20 protein-coding genes are annotated in these 24,720 nt (G+C 73.1%); 5 read left to right on the forward strand and 15 right to left on the reverse strand.

Annotated elements, in window-relative coordinates:
- Window positions 1–108: 108 nt before the first annotated feature.
- From ABEA77_RS08010 to ABEA77_RS08060, 11 genes are all read right to left on the reverse strand, one after another.
- Window positions 109–1,563, reverse strand: coding sequence for a ricin-type beta-trefoil lectin domain protein (locus ABEA77_RS08010; RefSeq protein WP_345643173.1), 1,455 nt, complete (start codon window positions 1,561–1,563; stop codon window positions 109–111).
- Between the two features lie 221 nt (window positions 1,564–1,784).
- On the reverse strand, window positions 1,785–3,275 hold the full coding sequence (locus ABEA77_RS08015) for an SLC13 family permease (RefSeq protein WP_345643472.1): 1,491 nt from the start codon (window positions 3,273–3,275) through the stop codon (window positions 1,785–1,787).
- Between the two features lie 167 nt (window positions 3,276–3,442).
- The gene (gatB, locus tag ABEA77_RS08020; RefSeq protein WP_345643175.1) at window positions 3,443–4,951 is read right to left on the reverse strand and encodes an Asp-tRNA(Asn)/Glu-tRNA(Gln) amidotransferase subunit GatB; all 1,509 of its coding nucleotides are present in this window, start codon (window positions 4,949–4,951) and stop codon (window positions 3,443–3,445) included.
- A 16-nt stretch (window positions 4,952–4,967) separates the two neighbouring features.
- A complete protein-coding gene (locus tag ABEA77_RS08025) occupies window positions 4,968–5,210 on the reverse strand; it encodes a hypothetical protein (RefSeq protein ID WP_345643178.1) in 243 nt (80 codons plus the stop codon).
- Complete coding sequence (gene gatA, locus ABEA77_RS08030; RefSeq protein ID WP_345643181.1) at window positions 5,207–6,709, reverse strand: Asp-tRNA(Asn)/Glu-tRNA(Gln) amidotransferase subunit GatA; 1,503 nt, start codon at window positions 6,707–6,709, stop codon at window positions 5,207–5,209. Before gatA ends, ABEA77_RS08025 begins: the two co-directional genes overlap by 4 nt.
- Complete coding sequence (gatC, locus tag ABEA77_RS08035; protein WP_345643183.1) at window positions 6,706–7,005, reverse strand: Asp-tRNA(Asn)/Glu-tRNA(Gln) amidotransferase subunit GatC; 300 nt, start codon at window positions 7,003–7,005, stop codon at window positions 6,706–6,708. The genes gatA and gatC overlap by 4 nt, the downstream gene beginning before the upstream one ends.
- Window positions 7,006–7,401: 396 nt before the next feature.
- Window positions 7,402–9,528: a putative bifunctional diguanylate cyclase/phosphodiesterase gene (locus tag ABEA77_RS08040; protein WP_345643186.1), complete on the reverse strand. Its 2,127-nt coding sequence runs from the start codon at window positions 9,526–9,528 to the stop codon at window positions 7,402–7,404.
- A 397-nt stretch (window positions 9,529–9,925) separates the two neighbouring features.
- Window positions 9,926–12,274, reverse strand: a complete 2,349-nt coding sequence (gene ligA / locus ABEA77_RS08045) for an NAD-dependent DNA ligase LigA (protein ID WP_345643189.1) — start codon at window positions 12,272–12,274, stop codon at window positions 9,926–9,928.
- 20 nt (window positions 12,275–12,294) lie between these two features.
- The gene (locus ABEA77_RS08050; protein WP_345643475.1) at window positions 12,295–13,260 is read right to left on the reverse strand and encodes a methionine synthase; all 966 of its coding nucleotides are present in this window, start codon (window positions 13,258–13,260) and stop codon (window positions 12,295–12,297) included.
- A 98-nt stretch (window positions 13,261–13,358) separates the two neighbouring features.
- On the reverse strand, window positions 13,359–14,048 hold the full coding sequence (locus ABEA77_RS08055) for an SDR family oxidoreductase (protein WP_345643192.1): 690 nt from the start codon (window positions 14,046–14,048) through the stop codon (window positions 13,359–13,361).
- A gap of 150 nt (window positions 14,049–14,198) precedes the next feature.
- A complete protein-coding gene (locus ABEA77_RS08060) occupies window positions 14,199–14,738 on the reverse strand; it encodes an LOG family protein (protein WP_345643195.1) in 540 nt (179 codons plus the stop codon).
- 112 nt (window positions 14,739–14,850) lie between these two features.
- Between ABEA77_RS08060 and ABEA77_RS08065 the strand changes: the two genes are divergently transcribed.
- Window positions 14,851–15,180 carry a DUF427 domain-containing protein gene (locus tag ABEA77_RS08065; protein WP_345643197.1) on the forward strand — a complete coding sequence of 110 codons (330 nt, stop codon included), beginning with the start codon at window positions 14,851–14,853 and terminating at the stop codon, window positions 15,178–15,180.
- A 199-nt stretch (window positions 15,181–15,379) separates the two neighbouring features.
- On the opposite strand, the gene ABEA77_RS08070 is transcribed toward ABEA77_RS08065, so the two are convergent.
- On the reverse strand, window positions 15,380–16,513 hold the full coding sequence (locus ABEA77_RS08070) for an aminotransferase class I/II-fold pyridoxal phosphate-dependent enzyme (protein ID WP_345643200.1): 1,134 nt from the start codon (window positions 16,511–16,513) through the stop codon (window positions 15,380–15,382).
- A complete protein-coding gene (locus ABEA77_RS08075; RefSeq protein WP_345643203.1) occupies window positions 16,510–17,172 on the reverse strand; it encodes a helix-turn-helix transcriptional regulator in 663 nt (220 codons plus the stop codon). The genes ABEA77_RS08070 and ABEA77_RS08075 overlap by 4 nt, the downstream gene beginning before the upstream one ends.
- A 164-nt stretch (window positions 17,173–17,336) precedes the next feature.
- Here ABEA77_RS08075 and ABEA77_RS08080 point away from each other — a divergent pair, with 164 nt between their 5' ends.
- From ABEA77_RS08080 to ABEA77_RS08090, 3 genes are read left to right on the forward strand one after another with little or no spacing between them, the layout of a single operon-like run.
- Window positions 17,337–18,470, forward strand: coding sequence for an ABC transporter substrate-binding protein (locus ABEA77_RS08080; RefSeq protein ID WP_345643206.1), 1,134 nt, complete (start codon window positions 17,337–17,339; stop codon window positions 18,468–18,470).
- Between the two features lie 32 nt (window positions 18,471–18,502).
- On the forward strand, window positions 18,503–20,299 hold the full coding sequence (locus tag ABEA77_RS08085) for an ABC transporter permease (protein ID WP_345643209.1): 1,797 nt from the start codon (window positions 18,503–18,505) through the stop codon (window positions 20,297–20,299).
- A gap of 10 nt (window positions 20,300–20,309) precedes the next feature.
- Window positions 20,310–21,476: an ABC transporter ATP-binding protein gene (locus tag ABEA77_RS08090; protein WP_345643211.1), complete on the forward strand. Its 1,167-nt coding sequence runs from the start codon at window positions 20,310–20,312 to the stop codon at window positions 21,474–21,476.
- Between the two features lie 39 nt (window positions 21,477–21,515).
- Here ABEA77_RS08090 and mnmA read toward each other — a convergent pair whose 3' ends face one another.
- Window positions 21,516–22,652, reverse strand: coding sequence for a tRNA 2-thiouridine(34) synthase MnmA (gene mnmA, locus ABEA77_RS08095; protein WP_345643214.1), 1,137 nt, complete (start codon window positions 22,650–22,652; stop codon window positions 21,516–21,518).
- Window positions 22,653–22,714: 62 nt separating this feature from the next.
- Here mnmA and ABEA77_RS08100 point away from each other — a divergent pair, with 62 nt between their 5' ends.
- The gene (locus ABEA77_RS08100; protein ID WP_345643216.1) at window positions 22,715–23,380 is read left to right on the forward strand and encodes an N-acetylmuramoyl-L-alanine amidase; all 666 of its coding nucleotides are present in this window, start codon (window positions 22,715–22,717) and stop codon (window positions 23,378–23,380) included.
- An 83-nt stretch (window positions 23,381–23,463) separates the two neighbouring features.
- Here ABEA77_RS08100 and ABEA77_RS08105 read toward each other — a convergent pair whose 3' ends face one another.
- Window positions 23,464–24,627: a cysteine desulfurase family protein gene (locus ABEA77_RS08105; protein WP_345643219.1), complete on the reverse strand. Its 1,164-nt coding sequence runs from the start codon at window positions 24,625–24,627 to the stop codon at window positions 23,464–23,466.
- Window positions 24,628–24,720 lie beyond the last annotated feature (93 nt).

Genomic DNA, 24,720 nt, shown 5'->3' on the forward strand with positions numbered 1-24,720 from the left:
TCTTCCTAAGACCGCTTGGCCTCCGACTTGATCGGCGTCCCCCGGGGCCCGCGGGCCCGGTCGCGCGGTCCGCGCCGCGCGGGAGTGGTCACCGCGGCGCGGAGGGTGTCAGGCCGGCAGGTGCCACTGCTGGTTCGAGCCGCCGAAGCACTGCCAGATCTGGAGCCTGGTGAGGTTGGCGGAGCTGTTGTCCGTTGCGTCGAGGCACTTGCCCGAGCCCTGGTTGACCAGGGTGTTGCCGCTGCCCTTGGTCCACTTCTGGGCCGCGGTGCCGTTGCAGTCGTAGAGCTGGACCTTGGTGCCGTCCGCGGTGCCCGCGGCGGTCACGTCCATGCACTTGCCGAGGGCTCGCAGGGTGCCGTCGGAACCGACCGTCCACGACTGGGCGTCGGAGCCGTTGCAGTCGTAGAGCTGCACCGCGGTGCCGTTGGCGCTGCTGGCCGCGTTGACGTCCACGCACGTGCCGCCGATGCCGGTGATCTGGCCGGTGCTGCCGCCGCCGGGGGGCGGCGGGGTGGTGCCGCCGCCGTTGATGCCGTTGAAGATGGTGCTGAACTGGTAGGTGCTCTGGGACGTGCCGCTGCAGTTGTTCGACGGGTCGTTGGTGCTGCCGCCGCACTGCCGGTCGCGGCCGAGCGCCCAGAAGGACAGCTCCTGGATGCCGTTGGCCTTGGCGAAGTTGAGCACCGCGGTGGCGTTGGCGGTGGTGAACGTCTCCGAGGGGGTGTCGTTGGCGCCCAGCATCGGGGTGTTGCCCTCCATCGCCCACAGCTGGGCGGAGGACTTGTCGGTCCAGATCGAACCGAGCTGGCCGTGCAGCGCGTTGGCCGCGTCGATGGCCGCCTGGCCCATGTCGGAGACGGGGCGCCCGTAGTCCATCGTCATCGGGTTGACGAGGGAGACGTTCACACCCTGCGCCTTGGCGTCGCGGAGCAGGTTGAGCTGCGCGCCCGGCAGGCCCGAGGTGTCCGTGCCGAGGGTGTACTGCACCTGGAGGTTCTTGCCCGCGGCGGCGTACTCCTGCTGGAGCTGCGCGAGGGCCTGGTCGCGGCGGGTGTTGGCCGCGGTGTTCGACTCCTGGCCCGACTCGATGTCGAAGTCGACGCGGGTGAGGTTGAGCGCGTCGATGACCTTCTTGTACTGGGCCTTGACGGCGGAGACCGAGGAGCAGGCGACGGCCTCCTCGGTGCCTGACGCGCCGCCGAAGGAGACCATCACGTCGCCGCCCGCGGCGCGCACCGCGTTGACGGCGGAGGTCCAGGAGCCGTCCGTGACGTCGGTCGAGCCGTTGAACTTGGCGTTGCAGCCGCCCGCGTCGATGACGAAGGCGAGCGTGAAGTACTTGGTCCCGCTGGAGTTCAGGGCGTTGGTCATCGCCGAGGGCGAGTTCCAGGTCTCGACGTACGGGGCCGAGAAGTGCGCGGGGAAGCCGGGGCCCGGGGTGGCGGCGGCGTTCGCGGCACCGCCCGACACCATCACGGCGGTGCCTGCCATCGCCAGCACGGCGGGGCCCACGGCCAGGGATCTCTTGAGGGTACGCAGCACCTTGAGGGTACGCAGCACGGTGACACTCCTGTCTTGCGCGCGGTGAGCACGCGTGGGGGCGGACACAGGCGAGTGCGGAGCGGGCGGAGCAAGGGGATGCAGGCGGTCATGTGGCGGAACGGCGCCCTGCCACATGAACGCGCTGTTACTGAGAGCAGTAAAGGACTAGACCTTGACCGTGGTCAATCCCCCGGATTCACAAGGCGAAGGAAAAACCGACGCCGGCGGGTGGCGCGCCGTCACTTCCCGATGACGGCGAGCGCGCCCCAGAGCGCGACGGTCGCGGTCACCAGGGTGGCGGGCACGGTGACGAGGCCGAGCCGGGTGAAGTGGCCGAGCGTCGGCTCGGCGCCGTGCTCGTGCAGGATCCGCCGCCACAGCAGGGTCGCGAGCGAGCCCACGTAGGTCAGGTTGGGGCCGAGGTTGACCCCGATCAGCGCGGCGAGCACGGGTCCTGGCCCCGCGGGACCGACGACGGGCAGCAGCGCGAGGATCGCGGGCAGGTTGTTGATCACGTTGGCGAGGACCGCGGCGACCGCGGCGACCGCGAGCAGCGCCCAGAGCGACGCGCCGCCGGGCAGGACCGCGCCGATCCCGTCACCGAGGCCGTTGTCGACCACCGCCTTCACGACGACGCCGAGCGCGAGGACGAAGAGGCAGAACAACGGGGACGCCGAGCGCACGAGACCGAGCAGTGTCACGGAAGCCCCCGACCCGGGGGCCGCCGCCCCTCGCCCGGGGGCTCCGGGGCCCGCCGCCTCGGGTTCGGGGGCCTCGGCGCCCGCGGTCCCCGAACCGGGGGCCCCGTAGGGTGCCGCCGCCTCCCGGTCTGCGGCCTCGGGCCCCGGCGCCCCGGGTCCCGCCGCCCCGGGACCGGCGTCCGGCGCGGGGACCGGCGCACGCTTCCGGGCGGGCGCGCCTCCCGGTGCCGTACGGCGGCCACGGCTGAGCGCCCGTACGGCGAGGACGACGGCGCCGCCGAGGGCCGCCCACACCGGCTCGGCCCCGAGCAGCGAGGTGGCGCCGAAGCCGGCGAGCGTCAGGCAGAGCACGACTGTCGTGAAGAGGGGCAGCGGGCGCCGCCCGCCGCCGCGCGGCGGATGGCCGCCCGCCGCCAGGTCGGCGGCGAACCAGCGGCGGAAGACCCCGTACTCGACGGCGACCGCGACCAGCCACGGCAGGGCCATCAGGGCCGCGAAGCGAAGGAAGGAGAGGCCGCTCGCGGAGAGCGCGAGCAGGTTGGTCAGGTTGGAGACGGGCAGCAGCAGCGACGCGGTGTTCGCCAGGTGCGCCGAGGCGTACACGTGCGGCCGCGCCCGCGCCCCCACCCGCGCCGTCGTGGCGAAGACGACGGGCGTCAGCAGGACGACCGTGGCGTCCAGGCTGAGTACGGCCGTCGTCAGCGCAGCCACGGCGAACACCCCGGCGAGCAGCCGCCCGGGGCGGCCCCCGCACAGCCGGGCCACCAGGTCACCCGCCGCCTCGAACAGGCCGTCCGCCGCGCACAGTTCCGCGAGGACGAGCACGGCCGCGAGGAACGCGACCACCGGCAGCAGCTCACGGGTCTGCTGCCACGCCTCCCCAGGCGACACCGCGCCGAGCCCGATCAGCAGCCCCGCCGCGGGCACGGCGGCCACCGCCTCGGGCAGCTTCCGCGGCCCGGCGACGGCGAACGCCAGCACCCCGAAAAGCAGCGCTACGGAGACGACCTCGGCGGTGACGGTGTTCAGCGGAAACTCCAGGGAGGCCACGACGAAGGGGACGCTACGGCACGCTACGCGCGAAGCCCCCACCGCCCGGGCTCGCCGCCCCGCGCACGCCGGGCCCGGTGTGCGCGGGGCGGACAGCGCGGAGGGCGGCGCGCCCCGGGGGTGCGCCGCCCTCGCGGGGCTCGTGGTCAGGCCTCGACGCCGAGCTTCTCCAGGATCAGCTCGCGGGCGCGGGCCGCGTCCGCCTGTCCGCGCGTGGCCTTCATGACGGCGCCGACGAGCGCGCCGACCGCGGCCGTCTTGCCCCCCCTGATCTTCTCGACGACGCCCGCGTTGCCCGCGATGGCCTCGTCCACGGCGGCGCCGAGCGCCCCGTCGTCGGAGACGACCTTGAGGCCGCGCTTCTCGACCACCGTGTCCGGGTCGCCCTCGCCTGCCAGCACACCCTCGATGACCTGCCGGGCCAGCTTGTCGTTGAGGTCGCCCGCCGCGACGAGCGCGGTGACCCGCGCGACCTGCTGCGGCGTGATCGGCAGCTCGTCCAGCGCGCGGCCGGTCTCGTTGGCGTTGCGCGCCAGCTCGCCCATCCACCACTTGCGCGCCTGGTCGGCGGGGGCGCCCGCGTCGATCGTCGCGACGATCGGGCCGATGGCGCCCGCGTTGAGGATGGACTGCATGTCGTGCTCGGACACCCCCCACTCCTCGCGGAGCCGGTTGCGCCGCACCCGCGGCAGCTCGGGCAGCGACGCCCTGATCTCCTCGACCCACTCGCGGGACGGGGCGACCGGCACCAGGTCGGGCTCGGGGAAGTACCGGTAGTCCTCGGCCTCCTCCTTCACCCGGCCCGAGGTGGTGGAGCCGTCCTCCTCGTGGAAGTGGCGGGTCTCCTGGAGGATCGTGCCGCCGGACGAGAGCACCGCGGCGTGCCGCTGGATCTCGAACCGGGCGGCGCGCTCGACGCTCCGCAGCGAGTTGACGTTCTTCGTCTCGGAGCGCGTACCGAACTTCTCGGTGCCGTGGGGGCGCAGCGACAGGTTCACGTCGCAGCGCATCTGGCCCATCTCCATGCGGGCCTCGGAGACGCCCAGCGCCTTGATCAGCTCGCGCAGCTCGGCGACGTAGGCGCGCGCGACCTCCGGTGCCCGCTCCCCCGCGCCCTCGATGGGCTTGGTGACGATCTCGATGAGCGGGATGCCGGCCCGGTTGTAGTCGAGCAGGGAGTGCGAGGCGCCGTGGATGCGGCCGGTCGCGCCGCCGATGTGCGTCGACTTGCCGGTGTCCTCCTCCATGTGGGCCCGCTCGATCTCCACCCGGAAGGTCTCCCCGTCCTCCAACTGCACGTCGAGGTAGCCGTTGAAGGCGATCGGCTCGTCGTACTGGGAGGTCTGGAAGTTCTTCGGCATGTCCGGATAGAAGTAGTTCTTCCGGGCGAAGCGGCACCACTCGGCGATCTCGCAGTTCAGCGCAAGGCCGATACGGATCGCGGACTCCACGCCGACCGCGTTGACGACGGGCAGCGCCCCCGGCAGGCCGAGGCAGGTGGGACAGGTCTGCGAGTTCGCGGGCGCGCCGAGCTCGGTGGAGCAGCCGCAGAACATCTTGGTCTTCGTGCCGAGCTCGACATGGACCTCAAGGCCCATGACGGGGTCGTACGAGACCAGGGCGTCCTCGTACGACAGCAGGTCAGTGACGGTCACGGTGAAACATTCCCTCTCAGCCGAACAGGACGTCGTCGTCGCCCAGGCGCTTCAGCTCGCGGTACAGGATCGCGAGGCCGGTGACGATGGTCACCGCGGTGACCGCGGCGTCCACCAGGCGGAGCGTGTCGTTCTCGGCACGGGCGCGCTTGATCTGCTTGGCCACGCTGACCGCGCCGAACGCGGTCGTGGCCATCGACAGGTACGTCCCCTGCTTGGACTTCTTGAAGCCCTTGGCCTTGCTGATTGCGTTGCTCATAGCGACGGTGCCTCCTCGATCAGCTGATGACCCCACTTTTCCACGAAGGCGGCCTCGACAGCGGCACCGACCTGGTACAGCCGGTCGTCCTTGAGGGCGGGGGCGATGATCTGGAGGCCGACCGGGAGGCCGTCCTCGGGGGCGAGGCCGCACGGCAGGGACATCGCCGCGTTGCCCGCCAGGTTGGCGGGGATGGTGCACAGGTCGGCCAGGTACATCGCCATGGGGTCGTCGGCGCGCTCCCCGATCGGGAAGGCCGTGGTCGGGGTGGTGGGCGAGACCAGCACGTCGACCTCGCCGAAGACCCGCTCGAAGTCGCGGGTGATCAGCGTGCGGACCTTCTGCGCCGAGCCGTAGTACGCGTCGTAGTAGCCGGAGCTGAGCGCGTACGTGCCGAGCATGATGCGGCGCTTGACCTCGTCGCCGAAGCCGGCCTCGCGGCTGAGCGCCGTGACGTCCTCGGCGGAGTGCGTGCCGTCGTCGCCGACGCGCAGGCCGTAGCGCATGGCGTCGAAGCGCGCCAGGTTCGAGGAGCACTCGGAGGGCGCGATCAGGTAGTACGCGGAGAGTGCCAGGTCGAAGGAGGGGCAGTCGACCTCGACGACCTCGGCGCCGAGGCCCCGCAGCACCTCGACGGCCTCGTCGAAGCGCTGGAGCACGCCCGCCTGGTAGCCCTCGCCGCGGAACTGCTTGACGACGCCGACGCGCATCCCGGCGACCGAGCCGTTGCGCGCCGCCTCGACGACCGGCGGGACCGGCGCGTCGACCGACGTCGAGTCGAGCGGGTCGTGGCCCGCCATGACCTCGTGCAGCAGGGCGGCGTCGAGGACCGTGCGGGCGCAGGGCCCGCCCTGGTCGAGGGAGGAGGAGAAGGCGACCATGCCGTAGCGGGAGACCCCGCCGTAGGTCGGCTTCACGCCGACCGTGCCGGTGACGGCGGCGGGCTGGCGGATCGAGCCGCCGGTGTCGGTGCCGATGGCGAGGGGCGCCTGGAAGGAGGCGAGCGCGGCGGAGGAGCCGCCGCCCGAGCCGCCGGGGATGCGGGTCAGGTCCCAGGGGTTGCCTGTCGGGCCGTAGGCGCTGTTCTCGGTGGAGGACCCCATGGCGAACTCGTCCATGTTGGTCTTGCCGAGGATGACGATGTCGGCGGCCTTGAGGCGCTTGGTGACCGTCGCGTCGTACGGCGGGAGCCAGCCCTCCAGGATCTTCGAGCCGACCGTGGTGGGCACGCCCTCGGTGGTGAAGATGTCCTTCAGCGCGAGGGGCACGCCGGCGAGCGGACCGAGCGGCTCGCCCGCGGCGCGCTTGGCGTCGACGGCGCGGGCCTGCGCGAGCGCGCCCTCGCGGTCGACGTGCAGGAAGGCGTGGACCTTCTCGTCGACGGCCTCGATGCGGGCGAGGTGCGCCTCGGTGACCTCGACGGCGGTCAGTTCGCCCGAGGCGATCTTCGCGGCCGTCTCGGCGGCGGTCAGCCGGGTGATCGCGGTGGCGTCGGTCATGATTCCTCCCCGAGGATCTGCGGCACCTTGAAACGCTGCTGCTCCTGGGCGGGGGCGCCGGAGAGCGCCTGCTCGGGCGTGAGCGAGGGGCGGACCTCGTCCGCCCGCATGACGTTCGTCAGCGGCAGCGGGTGCGACGTCGGCGGTACGTCCTGGTTCGCGACCTCCGAGACGCGGGCGACCGCGCCGATGATGTCGTCGAGCTGTCCGGCGAAGTGATCGAGTTCTTCGCCCTTCAGCTCCAGGCGCGCCAGCCGGGCGAGGTGGGCGACCTCCTCGCGCGTGATGCCAGGCATGCAACGATCCTCAGGGTGAGTGGTGGGTTTGCTTGGGTGGTGCGGGTGCAGACCGGGCCAATCCTATGGCGCGGGCCGCGGTGCCCGCGAAGCCGTTCCGCGCTTCCCGGCTCCGGGCCGGGCGCGGGACCGTATCCCGCGGTGCGTACGGGCATCGCGCGCGGTGCGTACGGGTTTCCCCGGAGGTGCGTACGGGCGTGCGGAGCGTACGCCGAGAGGGGCGCGGGCGCGCGGTACGCGCGCTGGCGGGGCGTAGGGCGTACGCGCCGGGCGTGGAAGGCGCGCCCGGTCGGCGGCGCGGCGGGGCGCCGGCGTCGGGGGTGCGCGGGCGTACGCCCCCCCCGGTGCGGACAACGGGCGCGCCCGTCCCGCCCGCGACGCTCGGCTGCAAAACGGTTACTTCACGGCGTGACCAGGCTCGTCCGCGCGCGCGGGAGCGGCCAGTTCGGTCTCGGTGGGGTGGTGCGCGCTGCCCTCGCCGCGCGCCCGCAGCCACGCCGTCGTCTCGTGCGGCGGCATCGCTGCGGCCACCAGCCAGCCCTGGACGGCGTCGCAGCCGAGGTCGCGCAGGTGCTCCCAGGTCTCGTCGTCCTCGACGCCCTCCGCGACGACCACCAGGCCGAGCGAGTGCGCGAGGTCGACCGTGCAACGGACGATCTCGGCGTCCTCCGCGTCCACCGCGAGCTTCGCCACGAACGAGCGGTCGATCTTCAGCTCGCTGACCGGGAGCCGCCGCAGGTGCACCAGTGAGGAGTAACCCGTGCCGAAGTCGTCGAGGGACATCTTCACGCCGTGGCCCGTGAGGCCCGCCAGGGTGTCGGCGGCCCGCTGCGGGTCTTCGAGCAGCACGTGCTCGGTGATCTCCAGCTGGAGCGAGCCCGGCGGAACGCCGTGCCGGGCCAGGCGGGCGGCGACCGCGCCGGCGAACCCCGGGGTGTGCACGTCGCGCGGCGAGACGTTCACCGCGACGGGGACCATCAGGCCCTGCGTCCGCCACCTGGCGACCTGGGCGAGCGCCGTCTCCAGCACGTACTCCGTGAGGTGGGGCATGAGCCCCGAGGACTCGGCGATGGCGATGAACTCGTCGGGCGGGACCTTCCCGCGCTCGGGATGCGTCCAGCGCACGAGGGCCTCGAGGCCGGCGACATGGCCGTCGAAGCGGACCTTGGGCTGGTAGTGCAGCTCGACCTCGCCCGCGTCGAGCGCGCGCCGCAGGTCGCCGAGGAGGCCGAGCCTGTCGGGGGTGTTGGAGTCGCGCTTCGACTCGTAGACCTCGACGCCGGTGCGGTCGCGCTTCGCCTGGTACATCGCCACGTCGGCGCGGCGCAGCAGCCCTTCGGCGTCCAGCGCGTGCTCGGGGAAGACGGCGACGCCCGCGCTGGCCTCCAGCACGAGCGTCAGGCCGTCCAGGTTGAGCGGCGAGGAGAGTTCGGCCACCAGGTGGCGCGCGACGCGCTGGGCGCTCGTCGTGGAGTCGCACGTCGGCAGCAGCACGGCGAACTCGTCGCCGCCGAGGCGCGCCGCCTCGGCCCCGCGCGGCAGCGCCACCCGGAGCCTGTCGGCTATCTGGAGCAGCAGGCGGTCCCCCGCGAGGTGCCCGAGGGTGTCGTTGACGGAACGGAAGCGGTCGAGGTCGATGAGGAGCAGCGCCGAGCGGGCGTTGAGCGAACCGGCGTGTTCGAGCGCGGTCCACGCGCGGTCGAGCAGCCACTGACGGTTCGGCAGGCCGGTGAGCGGGTCCTGCAACTGCTCCTCGGCGCGGGCCCTGGCGATCCACAGAGTGGAGTCGAGGGCGATCAGCGGGATGGCGAACAGCGGCAGCAGAATGGGCAGGCTCGCGGCGACCACGCAGATCAGCGGCGCGATGCCGAGCAGCGCGGCGGCGACGAGCCCCTGGCGCACGAGGGCCGTGCGGTCGAGCGTGGGCAGGGCCCCGCCGTGCGGCGAGAACACGGCCCAGAGCAGCAGACGGGCGACCGCGAGGTGGACCACGGCCGCCAGGACGATGGGCGGGACGCCGGAGAGCCCCCACTCCAGGGGCCGCCAGGGGTGTTCGACGGAGGGGACGTCCCCGAAGGCGGCCAGGACGAGGGCGGCCGCGCCGATGCCGAGGACGTCGGAGGCGCCGTGCAAAACGCTGTCGCGCCAGCGGTGTCTGCGGGCGACGCCGACGACGCCCACCACGGCCAGACTGACGAGTCCTGCGGCCACCCAGCCGTACAGCAGCAGGGCGGCGAGGGTGAGGGCGGCGCCGGAGCCCGTGCCGCCGAACCAGCGGTCCCTGCCGAGCACGACGAGGTGCCCGACGATGACGCCGGTGAGCGCGGCGAGCGACCAGCCGGCCACGCCGCCGGGGAAGAGGGCGTGCCCGTCCCGCAGGGCGGCGAGGACGCCCGCAAGCAGCACGACGGCCGCCGCGGCCACCACAAGTCCCGGCAGTCTCGCCACCATGCCGACGACACTCGCAACCCCCGCGAATCCGCGCGGGGGTGGGGCGAGGGCGGCGCTCTCGGTCGGTTTCATTCCCGTCCCTCTCACAGCCGGCTGAGCCGATGCCACGCGATGGCACGTTGTCATGCCATCACGACTGGTCTCACTCCACGCAGCCGTGCACGACAGGCGCACCCCCCAACAGTAGGCCGCCGAACGCCCCAACGGGCAGCGCTCGGAGGCTGTTGCCCGAATGCGACCCCCCAGTCCGTATCACGCGGGTATGCGCCGAACGGGTGAGCTTTGCCCCGCAGTCCCACGGGGCCCGGTGAACTCCCGGTGGCCCAGGGGCGCACTCCTCGTGACGCACGCCCCGCCCCCTCAGGACCGGCCCCCGACCGCCGGACACCCATCAGGCCTTGTCCGACCGCCGCCCGCCCCCGCGCCAGGTGTCGCGGGGCCGGGCGGCGCGGTCAGGGCTGCGGGTCGGTCACTCCGGGTCGCCCGCCGGTCCGGACGCGCCGTCCCCGCCCGGCGCCGCCTCGCCTGACGCCCCCTCGCCTGACGCCCCCTCGCCTGACGCCCCCTCGCCTGACGCGGCACCGTCGGCGGCGCCCCCCGGCTCGCCCGCGGGCTCCCCGGTGGTGAGCGCGGCCTCACGGGCCGCTTCCGGGCCCTGTTCCAGGAGCACCGTCAGCCCGGCCTCGTCCAGGACGGGGACCTTCGCCTGGACGGCCTTGTCGTACTTGGAACCGGGGTTCTCGCCGACGACCACGAACGCCGTCTTCTTCGAGACGGAGCCCGTGACCTTCGCGCCGCGCGCCTGGAGGGCCTCCTTCGCCGCGTCGCGGGTGAAGTTCTCCAGGGTGCCCGTGACGACGACCGTGAGCCCGTCGAGCGGCCTCGGGCCCTCGTCCTCGCCGGAGGACTCCTCCTCCATGCGGACGCCCGCGGCGCGCCACTTGCGCAGGATCTCGCGGTGCCAGTCCTCCGCGAACCAGTCCTTGAGCGACGCGGCGATCGTCGGCCCGACGCCCTCGACGGCCGCCAGCTCCTCCTCGCTCGCCTGCTCGATCCGCTCGACGGACCGGAACTCGCGCGCCAGCGCCTCCGCGGCGACGGGCCCGACATGACGGATCGACAGGCCCGCGATGATCCGGGCGAGCGGGCGCCGCTTGGCCTCGGCGATGTGCTCCAGCATGGCCACCGCGTTCTTGCGGGGCCCGCCCTCCTGGTTGGCGAAGACCGTGGCGATCTTCTCCTCGCCGGTCTCCGGGTCGCGCTTGGGCAGCCCGCTGTCCTGGTCGAGGACGTACGCCCGGATCGGCAGCAGCTGGTCCATCGTCAGGTCGAACAGGTCGCCCTCGTCGCGCAGCGGCGGCTCCGCCGGCTCAAGCGGCCTGGTGAGCGCCGCGGCCGCCACGTACCCGAAGTTCTCGATGTCGAGGCACTTGCGGCCCGCGAGGTAGAACAGCCGCTCCCGCAACTGGGCCGGGCAGGCGCGGGCGTTGGGGCAGCGCAGGTCGACGTCGCCCTCCTTCATCGGCTTGAGCGGCGTGCCGCACTCGGGGCACTCGGCCGGCATCACGAACTCCCGCGCGTCCGCGGGCCGCAGGTCAGCGACAGGACCGAGGATCTCCGGGATCACGTCGCCCGCCTTGCGCAGCACGACCGTGTCGCCGATGAGGACGCCCTTGGCCTTCACCACGTCCTGGTTGTGCAGCGTCGCGAACTCGACCTCGGACCCGGCGACCGTGACCGGCTCGACCACCGCGTACGGCGTGACGCGGCCGGTGCGCCCGACGCCGACACGGATGTCCACCAGCTTGGTGTTGACCTCCTCCGGCGCGTACTTCCAGGCGATCGCCCAGCGCGGCGCGCGCGAGGTGGACCCGAGCCTGCCCTGGAGCGGGATCTCGTCGAGCTTGACGACGACGCCGTCGATCTCGTGCGCCACGGAGTGGCGGTGCTCGCCGTAGTACGCGATGAACTCCCGCACGCCGTCGAGCGAGTCGACCACGCGGTTGTGCTCGCCGGTCGGCAGCCCCCACTCGCGCAGCAGGTCGTACGCCTCGGAGAGCCGGGAGATCTCCAGGCCCTCGCGGGCGCCGATGCCGTGGACCACCATGTGCAGCGGGAGGGTGGCGGTGACCCTCGGGTCCTTCTGGCGCAGCGAGCCCGACGCCGAGTTGCGCGGATTCGCGTACGGCTTCTCGCCGGCCTCCACGCGCCGCGCGTTGAGCTCCTGGAAGGCCTCCATGGGGAAGTAGACCTCGCCCCTGATCTCCACCAGGGCGGGGATCCGCTCGCCCTTGAGGCGGCGCGGGATCTCCCCGATCGTGCGGATGTTGGGCGTGATGTCCTCGCCCGTGCGACCGGTGCCCCGGGTGGCGGCGCGGGTCAGCACCCCCTGCTCGTACGTCAGGTTGACGGCGAGGCCGTCGACCTTCAACTCGCACAGGAAGTGGTAGTCGGTGGTGCCGACCTCCTTGGCGACCCGGTCGGCCCAGGCCGCGAGCTCCTCGTCGTCGAAGGCGTTGTCCAGGGAGAGCATGCGCTCGCGGTGGGTGACCTCCGCGAGGTCCGTCTCGTACGCCCCGGAGACCTTCTGCGTCGGCGAGTCCGGCGAGCGCAGCTCCCCGTACTCGTCCTCCAGCGCCTCCAGGGCGCGCATCAGCTCGTCGAACTCGCGGTCCGTGATGACCGGCTGGTCCTTCACGTAGTACCGGAAGCGGTGCTCCTCGATCTCCTCCGCGAGCCGCTTGTGCCGCTCCCGCGCCTCCGCGGGCACCGAGGCGGTCTGTCCGGTCCCCGCGGGCCGTGCGTTCTCGCCTGCCACCGTCTTGTCCTCCCGTGCCGTCACTCAGGGTTGTCCGCGAGCGATCTCGCCGCCCGGACGACATGGGCGAGCGCCGCGCGGGCATAAGCGGGCGAAGCGCCCGCGAGCCCGCACGCCGGGGTGCACACCACGGACTCCGCGAGGAGTCCCGGATCCAGCCCCAGCCTGCGCCACAGCGTCCTGACACCCATGACGCTACCGGCAGGGTCGGACAATGGTCCTTCGACGCCTGGCACGACGCCCGCGAGCAGCCGCATGCCGTCCTCCACGGCCTCCCCGATCGCCTCGTCGTCACGCTCGGTGAGCAGGGTGGCGTCGAACGAGACGGCGTCCGCGCCCGCCCTCCGCAGCAGCGCGAACGGCACGTCCTGGGCGCACGAGTGGACGGCGGTGCCTGCGGCCCCCGCCGCCCGCGCCCGCTCGATCACCTGGGCCAGCGCGTCCCGCACGACCTGCCGGTCCACAGCCTGGTACGTGCGGTAGCCGCTCGCTGTGCGGACCCGGCCGCGCAGCACGGCGGTCAGCGACGGCTCGTCGAGCTGGAGCACCACGGCCGCGCCGGGGACGCGGCGCCGCACCTCGGCGAGGTGCGCGGTGAGTCCCTCGGCCAGCGACTCGGCGAGGTAGCGGCAGGCGCCCGCGTCGCCGAGGAACGCCTCGCCGCCGCGCAGTTCGAGACCCGCGGCGAGCGTCCAGGGCCCGACCGCCTGGATCTTCAGCGGCCCCTCGTAGCCCTGGGTGAACTCCTCAAGCGCGTCGAGGTCCTCGCCGAGCAGGGACCGCGACCTGCGGGTGTCGCGGCCCGGCCGGTCGCTGACCCGCCAGCCGCTCGGCTCCAGGTGCGCGTACGTCTCGGCGAGCAGTCCGATCGTCCGGCCCGTCATGTCGGCGCCGGGCCCGCGCGCCGGCAGCTCGGCGAGGAACGGGAAGTCCTCGACGGTGGCCGCGACGCCCTTGGCCGTGTCCCGCGCGTCGCCGCCCGGCATGGAGCCGACGCCGGTGGCCGCGCCCCAGCGCACCGGCGCGGGCGCCGATTCCGCAGCCGGATCCGCAGCCGGGCCGGTCCCCCGGCCCTGTGCGCCGCTCACCGGCCCGGCCGTACGGTCAGGTCCTCGATCGCCGCGTCGCGCGGGAGGTCGAGGACGGTGAGGATCGCGGTGGCGACGGACTCGGGGTCGATCATCCGGGAGGCGTCGTACTCCCCGCCCTCCTGCCGGTGCACCTTCTCCTGCATGGGGCTTGCCGTGCGGCCCGGGTAGACGGTGGAGACCCGGACGCCGTTGGCCTTCTCCTCGGCGCGCAGCGCGTCCGCGAGCGCCTTGAGGCCGTGCTTGGACGCGGCGTACGCGCTCCACTCGGGGTGGGCGCTCAGGCCCGCGCCCGAGTTGACGAAGATCACCTGCCCCTGCGCGACCCGCAGCTGCGGCAGCAGCAGGCGGGTCAGCTCGGCGGGCGCCACGAGGTTCACGTCGAGCTGCGCGCGCCAGGTCTTCGCCGAAAGCTCCCCCACGGGGCCGAGGTCGACGATCCCCGCGACGTGCAGGACGGAGTCGAGCCGGTCGGGCAGCGTCTGGTGGGAGAGCGCCCAGGACAGGCGGTCAGGGTTGGCGAGGTCGCCGACGAGGGTGCGGGCCCCGGGCACGCCGGCCGCGATCTCCTTCGCGCGGCCGGCGTCCCGGGCGAGGAGCAGCAGGTCGTCGCCGCGCTCGTGCAGGCGGCGTGCGACGGCGGCGCCGATGCCGGAGCCGGCGCCGGTGATCAGGTGTGTTGCCATGCGGTCATCGTCGCACCCGCGCGCCGGTCCTTCCGCACGCGCCCGCGCACGCACGCAGGCCTCCCACCGTACGCACGCGGGCCTGCCGTGCGGTACGCGCCGCGCACGCCCCCGCCGCGCGCCCGTGGCGTACGGGCGCGGGCCCAGCGCTCACCCGATGCCCATGGACTCCTCAAGGAAGGCCATCGCACCCACGCCGTCCTCCGCGAAGAAGACCAGGCCGGAGAGGGGCAGCGGGAGGAAGCCCTCGTCCTCCATCCGCTGGAACTGCTGCCTGAGCCCGTCGTAGAACCCGGCCGTGTTCAGCAGCACCACGGGCTTCGTGTGGTGGCCGTGCTTCTTCAGTTCGAGGATCTCGGTGGCCTCGTCCAGCGTGCCGGTGCCGCCGACCATCACGACGACCGCGTCCGACTTGGCGAGCAGCAGCGCCTTGCGCTCGGAGAGGTCGCCCGCGACGACCATCTCGTCGGCCTCGGCGCGCGCGGCGTCCGAGAGGAACTCGACCGAGACGCCGACGAGCCGTCCGCCGCTCTCCGCGACGCCGTCCGCGACGACCTTCATCAGGCCGCGGTCCGAGCCGCCCCAGACCAGGGTGTGGCCGCCGCGCCCGATCAGTTCGGCGAACTCGCGGGCGGGCCGGGTGTAGCGCTCGTCGAGGTCGGCCGCGGAGAGGAAGACGCAGATGTTCATGGGGACACCGTAGGCAGTCGCAGGCCCGGCGCGGCGGGCCGGGGGAAGAACGGCCGCCCGCGCGACGCTGTACCCCAAAGACGTACGCCCATCCCGGAGGGAACCCACCGCCATGACCGCTGGACACACGATCACCGTCGAGCCGAGCACCCAGCATGTGCGGGTGGAGCGGGACGGCCAGGTACTCGCCGACAGCCACAGCCCGCTGGCGCTGCACGAGACGGGTTGCCCGGTCCGCTACTACCTGGCGCCCGAGGACGTGCGGGTGGACCTGCTGACGCCGTCGGACACCACCACGCACTGCCCGTTCAAGGGCGACGCCACCTACTGGTCGCTGCCCGACGCCCCCGACCTGGTCTGGGCGTACGAGGAGCCGAAGGCGGAGGTCGAGGCCATCAGGGGCCGCTTCTGCTTCTACGACACGGAGGTCGTCAGCGGCTGACCGCACGCTCCGGCCCAGGCCCCGAGCGTCAGGGCCTTTCGTTCGGACCCACGGGTCTGGGAGCGGGTCCGGTGCCCGGGGGCGGATCGCACGCCGGAGGCAGGGAGTCGCGGCGGAGCCCTGGCGGCCGACGACAACGCCGCGAGACGCAGTGCCAGTGCCGAGGCACGCGAGCCCGGCATGATCCGGACGAGAGGCCCTAGGTCCGCGCCGCGAGCCAGTCCTCCAGGGCGGCGAGGCCTGCCTCGGGGTCGGCGCGGCCGATCCCGAGACGGAAGCGGTCGGTGGGCGCGGGGGTGAGGTCGGAGCGGAAGACGGAGGCGGGCAGCAGCAGGACGCCCGCCTCCTCGACCAGCCGGGCGCAGAACTCCTCGACGCCTTCGGGGCCGAGGTAGCGGGGGTAGGCGACGCAGCCGCCCACCGGCGGCGACCAGGCGAAGAGGTCGCGGTGGCGGGCGAAGAAGGCGTCGAAGACGGGCAGGTTGCGGGCGATCAGGGCACGGTTGCGGGCCAGGATGGTCTCCCGCGCCTTCAGCGCGATCCTGGCGAGGACCTCGCTGGGGGCCGCGTTGCAGATGCTGGTGTAGTGCTTGGCCCGCTCAAGGCGGCGGAGCAGTTCGCGGTCGCGGCAGGCGATCCAGCCGATGCGCAGCCCCGGGAGGCCGAGGGACTTGGAGGTGACGTTGAGCGAGAGGGCGCGCGGGGAGAGGTCGGCCGCCTGCGGCAGGGTGCGCGCAGGGTCGCGTTCGAGGCCCCGGTAGACCTCGTCGCTGAAGAGGCGGATGCCGCGCTCGTCGCAGAGGGCCGCGAGGGCGGCGAAGTCGGCGCGGCCGAGGACGGCACCCGTGGGGTTGTTGGGGAAGTTGACCGAGAGGACGCGGGTGTGGGGGCGCAGCGCGGCGCGGACGGCGTCGAGGTCGAGCGCCCAGTCCCGGTCGGGATCGAGGGCCACCCCGGTCACCTCGCACAGCGCGAGCGGCACGGTCTCGGCCGCCTGGTAGTCGGGGGTGACCACCACGGCGTGGTCGCCGGGGCCGAGGAGGACGTGCATGGCGAGGTAGAGGGCCTCCTCCGCACCCGCGAAGCAGAGCACGTCGGCGGCGTCCGCGTGCTCGTAGGTCGCGGCGACGGCCTCGCGCAGCGCGGGGTCGCCGTAGGTCTCGGTGTAGCCGAGCGGGAGGCGCTCGAACGCGGCGCGGTCCCCGTCGTCCGCAAGGGCGAGGAGTTCGCCCAGGGTCATGGTCTGCGCGTCGGAGGCGGTCAGGTGGTGGCGGGCGGTGAACTCCCAGCGGGAGAAGTACGTTTCGAGCCGGAAGTCGGGCAGTCGCGTCATGCGGGCGGGTCCTCGGGAGCGGGGTCGGGGGCTGCGGTGGCACGGGCCTCGGCGAGCAGGCCGTAGACGGTGGAGCGGGAGACGCCGAGGGCCGAGGTGACGAAGGGGACGGCGCGGCGCACGGCGAACACCTTGTCCCGGTCGAGTGCGGCGACGAGGGCGAGCCGGTCGGCGCGGGTCATCCGCTCGGCGGGACGGCCGCACGCGCGGACGTGGGCGCCGACGGTGTCGCGTACGCGCTGCTCCCAGTCGCCGTCGAAGAGGGGTTCGGGGCGTGACGCGGTCGGGGCGGCGAACGCGGTGAGCACGGCGGCGGCCCTCTCGAGCGGCGTCCGGTCCAGGTTGACACAGAGCACGGCCTCAGGGCTGCCGTCCGCGTCGCGCAGCACGGCGCTGACGGAGGAGAGCCTGCGGCCGTCCGCGAGGAGTTTCTCGTAGGGCCCGAAGACGTCGCGGGCCGCGGGGTCGAGCGTGTCGAGCTCCCCGAGCAGGGACGGGTCCCCGGGGGCCCGGGAGGTCAGGGGGTGCCAGACCGCGAGCACGCGGTCGGTCCCCGGGTCGTGGAGCACCACCTCGGCGTGCGGTCCGAGCAGCAGCGCGACCGCCTCGCAGACCGGGGCCAGGGCACGGACGCGGGGGTCGGTCTCCTCGGCATTCACGACTCGTACGTTACGTCCAATCTGGACGTGTCGTCCAGGCCGAGTCGGCGCGAGCCGTCAGGAAGGCCACGCCGGGACCTGCTGCACGACCCTTCCCGACCGAAAGGTCCAATGGTAATACTGTCGGCACACAGCGTGGTGCGGGCAACCGAAAGGACCCCCTGGTGCGGACCCGGCTCATGTGCGCCGCTGGCGCCTTCTCCCTTCTCCTGGCGGCCGGCTGCGGCGCGGGCGCGGCCGACGACGGACAGATCCGCACGGCCGCCGTCGTCTCCTCGCGGGCCCAGGAGGTGTACGACGAGATCCAGGCGCTCCCGCCGGCCGGGCAGCGCGCGAAGGCGGTCCAACTCGCCAGTGAGGAAGGCGAGCTGACGGTCTACACCTCACTCACCGACAATGTGGCCGACGCGGTGGGCAAGGCCTTCGAGAAGCAGTTCCCGCACATCAAGGTCTCGATGTTCCGGGGCAACTCGGAGACGATCCTCCAGCGCATCCTCCAGGAGTCCCAGGCACGCAAACTCGGCGCCGACGCCGTCGAGTCGGACTTCCTCGAAATGTCCTCACTGGACAGCCAGCAGGCGCTCGCCCGCTACACGGGCCCCGGGCAGGCGCTCGTCGCACCGTCCAGCCGCTTCCCGGACTGGATGGCCGACCGGTTCAACGTGTTCCTGCCCGCGTGGAACACCGACCTGGTCAAACCGGCTGACGTGCCCCGCAGTTGGGAGGCGCTGGCGGACGCCAGGTACAAGGGGAGGATCACCCTCGAACCCACCGACAGCGACTGGTACGCCAATGTCACCCACTACTGGCTGACCCACGGCAAGACCCAGGCCCAGGTGGACGACCTGTGGCGGCGCATCGTCGCCAACTCCCACGTCACCAAGGGCCACACCACGATCATGGCGCTGCTCGGCGCGGGCCAGACGCCGCTCGACTCGATGAACTACACGTACATCACCGAGCAGGCCCGGCTGAAGGGCGCGCCGGTGGCCTACCGGCTGCCGGACGGCACCAATCCGCTGCCCGCCTTCCCCCGCCCCAACGGCGTCGGCATGCTGCGCGGCGCCCAGCACCCGGCCGCCGCCTGGCTGTTCTACGACTGGATGCTGCACGAGGGCCAGAAGGTACTGGTCAGCCTGCACATGACCCCGTCGACGAAGGTGCCGGGCGACACCAGCCTCCAGGGCATCCACCTCGTGCCCTTCGACGTGAAGGAGCTCACCGACCCCGACACCGACTGGGACAAGAAGTACGACCAGCAGCTCCGCGGCGTCGCTTCCGCGCAGGGCGGCCACTGACCCCGCCCGCCGACCACGTGAGGTGAACCCCCGTGACCACCACGACCCGACCACCCGCCCCGCCACCGGCCCCCGCCACGCGTACGCGCCCGGCCTCCCGGCTGCGGGGCGTGTTCAACCCGCAGATCCTGATCGTCGGCGGCGCGATGGTGCTCGTCGGCTATCTCGCCGTCGTACCGCTGGGCTTCCTGCTGCACGACACGTTCATCGGCAGCCGCGGCGAGCTCTCCTTCCGGGCCTTCGGGCGCGCCTACGGCGAGGGCTCGCAGGCCGGCACGATGATGTTCAACTCCCTTGCCTTCGCAGTGGGTTCGGCCGCCTTCGCGCTGGTCGTCGGCGCCGTGCTCGCCTATCTCCAGGTACGCACGGACATCCCGTTCAAGGGCCTGCTGTTCGCCGCTTCGCTGGTGCCGCTGATCGTGCCGGGCATCCTGTACGCGGCGGCCTGGATCTTCCTCGGCGACCCGTCCATCGGCCTCGTCAACACCCTGTTCTTCAAGCCCGTGCTGGGCGCGAGTCCGGTCAACGTCTACTCGCTGTGGGGCATGATCTGGGTGCAGGGCCTCCATCTGGCTCCGGTGGCCTTCCTGTTGATGGTCTCCGCCTTCCGGGGCATGGCCCCGTCCCTGGAGGAGTCCGCGGCCATGTCCGGCGCCTCGCGGTGGACGGTGCTGCGCCGGGTCACCCTGCCCCTGCTGCGGCCCGCGCTGGTCTCCGCCGCGCTGCTGATGTTCGTGCAGTCGCTGGAGTCGTTCGAGGTGCCGGGCCTGCTGGGGCTGCAGAACGGCATCTACGTCTTCACCTCACGGATCTACTTCGTGCTGCGGGCCTTCCCCGTCGACTACGGCAGCGCGGGCGCGTACGCGGTGGGCCTGCTGGTCGTCGCGGCCGCCGGGGTGCTGCTCTCCTCCTGGCTCCAGCGCAGGGGCGGCTACGCGACGGTGACCGGCAAGGCGTTCCGGCCGCAGCCGGTGGAGCTGGGCCGGGCGCGGCCGTGGGTCGGCGCGGGCGTGGTGGTGTACTTCGTGGTCACCGTCGTCCTGCCGGTCGGCGTGCTGGTCTACGCGTCGCTGCTGCCGTCGTACGCCCAGCCGTCGCTGAAGGCGCTGCGCGGCATGTCCCTGCACAACTACGCGGAAGTGCTGCGGCTGCCGATCGCGGTGACCGCGCTGAAGAACTCGGTGCTGCTCGGGGTGGGCGCGGCGACCGTGGTGATGCTGCTGACGGCGATCGTGTCCTGGGCCGTGGTGCGCACCCGCATCCCCGGCAGGCGTTTGCTCGACCTGCTGGCGTTCACCCCGATCGTCATCCCCGGCCTGGTGCTCGGCCTCGCGCTGTCGTTCGTGTACCTGCGGGTGCCGCTGCCGATCTACGGCACGCTGGGCATCCTGCTGATCTCGTACTGCACCCGCTACCTGCCGTACGGGATGCGGTACTCCTCCTCCGCGATGACGCAGATGTCGAAGGAGCTTGAGGAGTCGGCGACGGTGTTCGGCGCCTCCTGGTGGCAGACGTTCCGCCGGGTGCTTGTGCCGCTGGCGAGCAGCGGCCTCGTCGCGGGGTGGATCTACATCCTGGTGGTGTCGTTCCGCGAGTTGTCCAGCACGATCCTGCTCTACAGCCCGGGAACCGAGGTGCTCTCTGTGCTGATCTGGGAGCAGTTCGAGAACGGGCAGCTGACCACCCTCGCGGCGGTCGGTGTGCTGATGGTGGCGCTGCTCGTCGTCCTCGTCCTGGCCGCCCACCGCTTCGGCGCGCGCTTCGGCCCGCAGTCGGACTCCGCCGGAGGGCCCCGCGGGGGCCGCCCCCGAACCGGCACAACTGCCTGAAGGACCTGACATGTTGACTGTGGACAACCTGGTGAAGAGTTACGGCGGGGCGGGGCGCGGCCGGCGCGGCGGCGGCCCCTCGGAGCCCGAGCCCGACACGAGGGCGGTGGCGCCGGACGGCAGCCGCGTGTTCGCCGTGGGCGGGGTCAGCTTCACCGTCGAGGACGGCGAACTCTTCACCCTGCTGGGCCCGTCGGGCTGCGGCAAGACCACCACCCTGCGCTCGGTCGCGGGCCTCGAACGGCCGGACGGCGGCACCATCGCCCTCTCCGAGCGCGTGCTGTTCGACTCGGCGCGGGGTATCAACATCCCCGCGAACCGGCGCGAGTTGGGCATGGTCTTCCAGTCGTACGCGATCTGGCCGCACATGACCGTCGCGAAGAACGTCTCGTTCCCCCTCGACATCCTCCCCTCGTCGCGGCGGCCGCCGCGCGACGAGATCGACCGCAGGGTGCGGCGGATGCTGGAGGTCACCGAACTCGGCGCGTACACCGACCGCAGCGCGACGAAGCTCTCCGGCGGGCAGCAGCAGCGCCTCGCGCTCGCCCGCGCCCTGGTGATCCAGCCCGAGGTGATGCTGCTCGACGAGCCCCTGTCCAACCTCGACGCCAAGCTGCGCGAGTCCATGCGCTTCGAACTCAAGCGCCTGCAGACGGAGTTGGGGCTCACCGCGATCTACGTGACGCACGACCAGTCCGAGGCGCTGGTGATGTCGAGCCGGATCGCGGTGATGAACGAGGGCCGGGTCGAGCAGATCGGCACGCCCGACGAGATCTACGGCAGGCCCGCGACCCGGTTCGTCGCCGAATTCATCGGCACGTCCAACTTCGTGCGAGGCACGGTCGCCTCGGTCCGAGGGGACACCGTCGCCGTCGACACACCGGACGGCCGGCTGGTGTGCAGCGGCGCAGGGGCGGCCCCCGCGGTCGGCGCGGAGGTGCTGCTGTCGATCAGGCCGGAGGCGGTCTCGCTCGCCCGCGACCCGCACCCCGGCGCGGTCAACCAGTGGGCGGGCGAGGTGCTGAACCGGGCCTTCATGGGCGACGCCGTCGACCATGTGGTGCGCGTCGGCGCGCAGGAGATCCGGATCCGCTCGCACCCCACCGAGTCCGTCGAACCGGGCACCCGGGTCCACCTGTCGGCCGACCCCGCGCGGGTGACGCTCGTACCGGCCTGAACCGGCCCACGCGGCGCGGGGATCCGGCGTCGGCGGGGCTCAGCCCGCCGACGCCGCCGCCAGGTCCCTGCGCCGCGTGCTGGCGATCGTCGCGGAGCCGACCACCCGCGTGCCGTCGTAGAGCACGATGGCCTGTCCCGGCGCCACCCCGCGCACCGGCTCGGGGAAGGTGACCCGCAGGGTGCCGTCGACCAGTTCGGCCGTCGCCGCGGTCTCCCCGCCGTGCGCCCGCAGCTGCGCGGTGTACGTGCCGGGGCCCGCGGGGGCCGCGCCGCACCAGCGGGGCCTGATGGCGGTGAGGGCCGTGATGTCGAGGCCCTCGGCGGGGCCGACCGTGACGGTGTTGTCGACCGGGGAGATGTCCAGCACGTAGCGCGGCTTGCCGTCCGGTGCCGGGTGGCCGATCCGCAGGCCCTTGCGCTGGCCGATCGTGAAGCCGTACGCGCCGTCGTGGCTGCCGACCGCGGTGCCCGACTCGTCGACGATCTCGCCCGGCGCGGAGCCGAGGCGCTGGGCGAGGAAGCCCTGCGTGTCCCCGTCCGCGATGAAGCAGATGTCGTGGCTGTCGGGCTTCCTCGCCACCGCGAGGCCCCGCCGCTCCGCCTCCGCGCGGATCTCGTCCTTGGTGGTGAGGGTGTCGCCGAGCGGGAACATCGCGTGCGCGAGCTGCCGCTCGTCGAGCACGCCCAGCACGTACGACTGGTCCTTCGCGGTGTCGCTCGCGCGGTGCAGCTCGCGGGTGCCGTCGTCGCGGGTGACGATCGTCGCGTAGTGGCCCGTGCACACCGCGTCGAAGCCGAGCGCGAGCGCCTTGTCGAGGAGCGCGGCGAACTTGATCTTCTCGTTGCAGCGCAGGCACGGGTTGGGCGTGCGGCCCGCCTCGTACTCGGCGACGAAGTCGTCCACCACGTCCTCGCGGAAGCGCTCCGCGAGGTCCCACACGTAGAAGGGGATGCCGATGACGTCGGCCGCGCGCCGGGCGTCGCGGGAGTCCTCCAGGGTGCAGCAACCGCGCGCGCCCGTGCGGAACGACTGCGGGTTGGCGGAGAGGGCCAGGTGCACACCGGTGACGTCGTGCCCCGCGGCTGCGGCGCGCGCGGCGGCGACGGCGGAGTCGACGCCGCCGGACATGGCGGCAAGGACACGGAGGGGGCGGCGCTGCGGGTTCTCAGTCATAGCGCTCCCAGGGTACGTGCCCCCGGGGAACACGGGTCGCGGGGAGAGGCGTTTTCCCTGGCATGGGAAAGGCATCGGCCGCCTGGGGCGGCAAGGGGGCGACACCCGGCCGCAGGGCCGTCGTGGTCGGCGGCGGGCTCGCGCTGCTCGGCGGCGCGATCGCGCTGGGCGAAGGCCTCTCCGGCTCCCCGGCGCCGCGACGGCGCGCCCCGGGGGACCTGGACTACGCCGACGCGCGCTGGGTCGCCGCGTCCGAGGCCAACTACCGGATCGCCGACCGGCCCGCCGACTACCCGGTGGAGCTGGTGGTCGTCCACGTGACGCAGGCCGACTACGCGACGACGGTGCGGCTGTTCGAGGACCCGCGCCACGAGGCCGCCTCGCACTACGTGGTCCGGCAGAGCGGGCAGGTCACGCAGATGATCCGGGAGCTCGACGTGGCGTTCCACGCGGGCAACCGCTGGTACAACGAGCACAGCGTCGGCATCGAGCACGAGGGGTTCGTGACCCGGCCGCGGGACTTCACCGACGCGATGTACGCCGCGTCGGCCCGGCTCACGGCCGACGTCTGCCACCGGTACGGCATCCCGGTGGACCGCCGGCACATCATCGGGCACGCGGAGGTGCCGGGCACGGACCACACCGACCCGGGCCGCCACTGGGACTGGCCGCGCTATCTGGGGCTGGTGCGCGCGGCCCGCGAAGCGGCGGGCAGCAAGAAGGCCTGAGCCCGGGACCGGGGGCGCGCAGGAGGGTTTCAGCGCGGGAGTGGAAGCCCTCCGGAAGGCCGCAGCGCGGGGCGGCCGGCGCGTCAGCTCAGGCCCGCGCCCCTGGCGCGCTCCACGGCGGGCCCGATGGCCTCGGCAAGTGCCGCCACGTCGGCCCGGGTGGAGGTGTGGCCGAGGGAGAAGCGCAGGGTGCCGCGGGCCAGGTCCGGGTCGTGGCCCGTGGCGAGTACGACATGGCTCGGCTGGGCGATGCCCGCCGTGCACGCCGAGCCCGTGGAGCACTCGATGCCCTGCGCGTCGAGCAGCAGGAGCAGCGAGTCGCCCTCGCAGCCGGGGAAGGAGAAGTGCGCGTTGGCGGGCAGCCGGTCCTCCGGGTCGCCGCCGAGCACCGCGTCGGGGACGGCCTTGCGCACCGCGTCGATCAGCTCGTCGCGCAGGGCGCCGACCTCCCGGGCGAAGTCCGCGCGCCGCTCGGCCGCGAGGCGGGCGGCGACGGCGAAAGAGGCGACTGCGGGCACGTCGAGGGTGCCCGAGCGGACCTGGCGCTCCTGGCCGCCGCCGTGCAGCACCGGCACCGGCGCGTGGTCGCGGCCGAGGAGCAGCGCGCCGATGCCGTAGGGCCCGCCGATCTTGTGCGCGGACACGGTCATCGCGGCGCAGCCCGACGTGCCGAAGTCGAGGGGGGTCTGGCCGAATGCCTGGACGGCGTCGGTGTGCAGCGGGATGCCGTACTCCGCGGCGACCTCCGCGAGTTCGGGCACCGGCTGGAGGGTGCCGATCTCGTTGTTGGCCCACATGACGGTGGCCAGGGCGACATCGCCGGGATCGCGTTCGACGGCCTCGCGCAGCGCCTCGGGGGCGACCCTTCCGTACCCGTCGACGGGCAGGTACTCGACGGTGGCGCCCTCGTGGGTGCCGAGCCAGTCCACGCTGTCGAGGACGGCGTGGTGCTCGACCGGGCTGGCCAGCACGCGGGTTCTCGCGGGGTCCTCGGCGTGCCGGGACCAGTACAGGCCCTTGACGGCGAGGTTGTCGGCCTCGGTGCCGCCGGCGGTGAAGACGACTTCGCTGGGGCGGGCGCCGAGCGCGGCGGCCAGGGTCTCCCTGGCCTCCTCGACCGTGCGCCTGGCCCTGCGGCCCGACGCGTGGAGCGAGGACGCGTTGCCCGTGAGGCGCAGCTGGGCGGTCATCGCCTCGATCGCCTCCGGCAGCATCGGAGTGGTCGCGGCGTGGTCGAGGTATGCCATGGTGGGCCTGATTCTACGAGCCGGGGGACGCTCCACGCGCACCGGTACCCGCTCAAGCGGCGGCACACTCCGGTTTCCCGCTCCCGACGCTCT

The organism is Streptomyces tremellae (assembly GCF_039540215.1).
Taxonomy (GTDB): domain Bacteria; phylum Actinomycetota; class Actinomycetes; order Streptomycetales; family Streptomycetaceae; genus Streptomyces; species Streptomyces tremellae.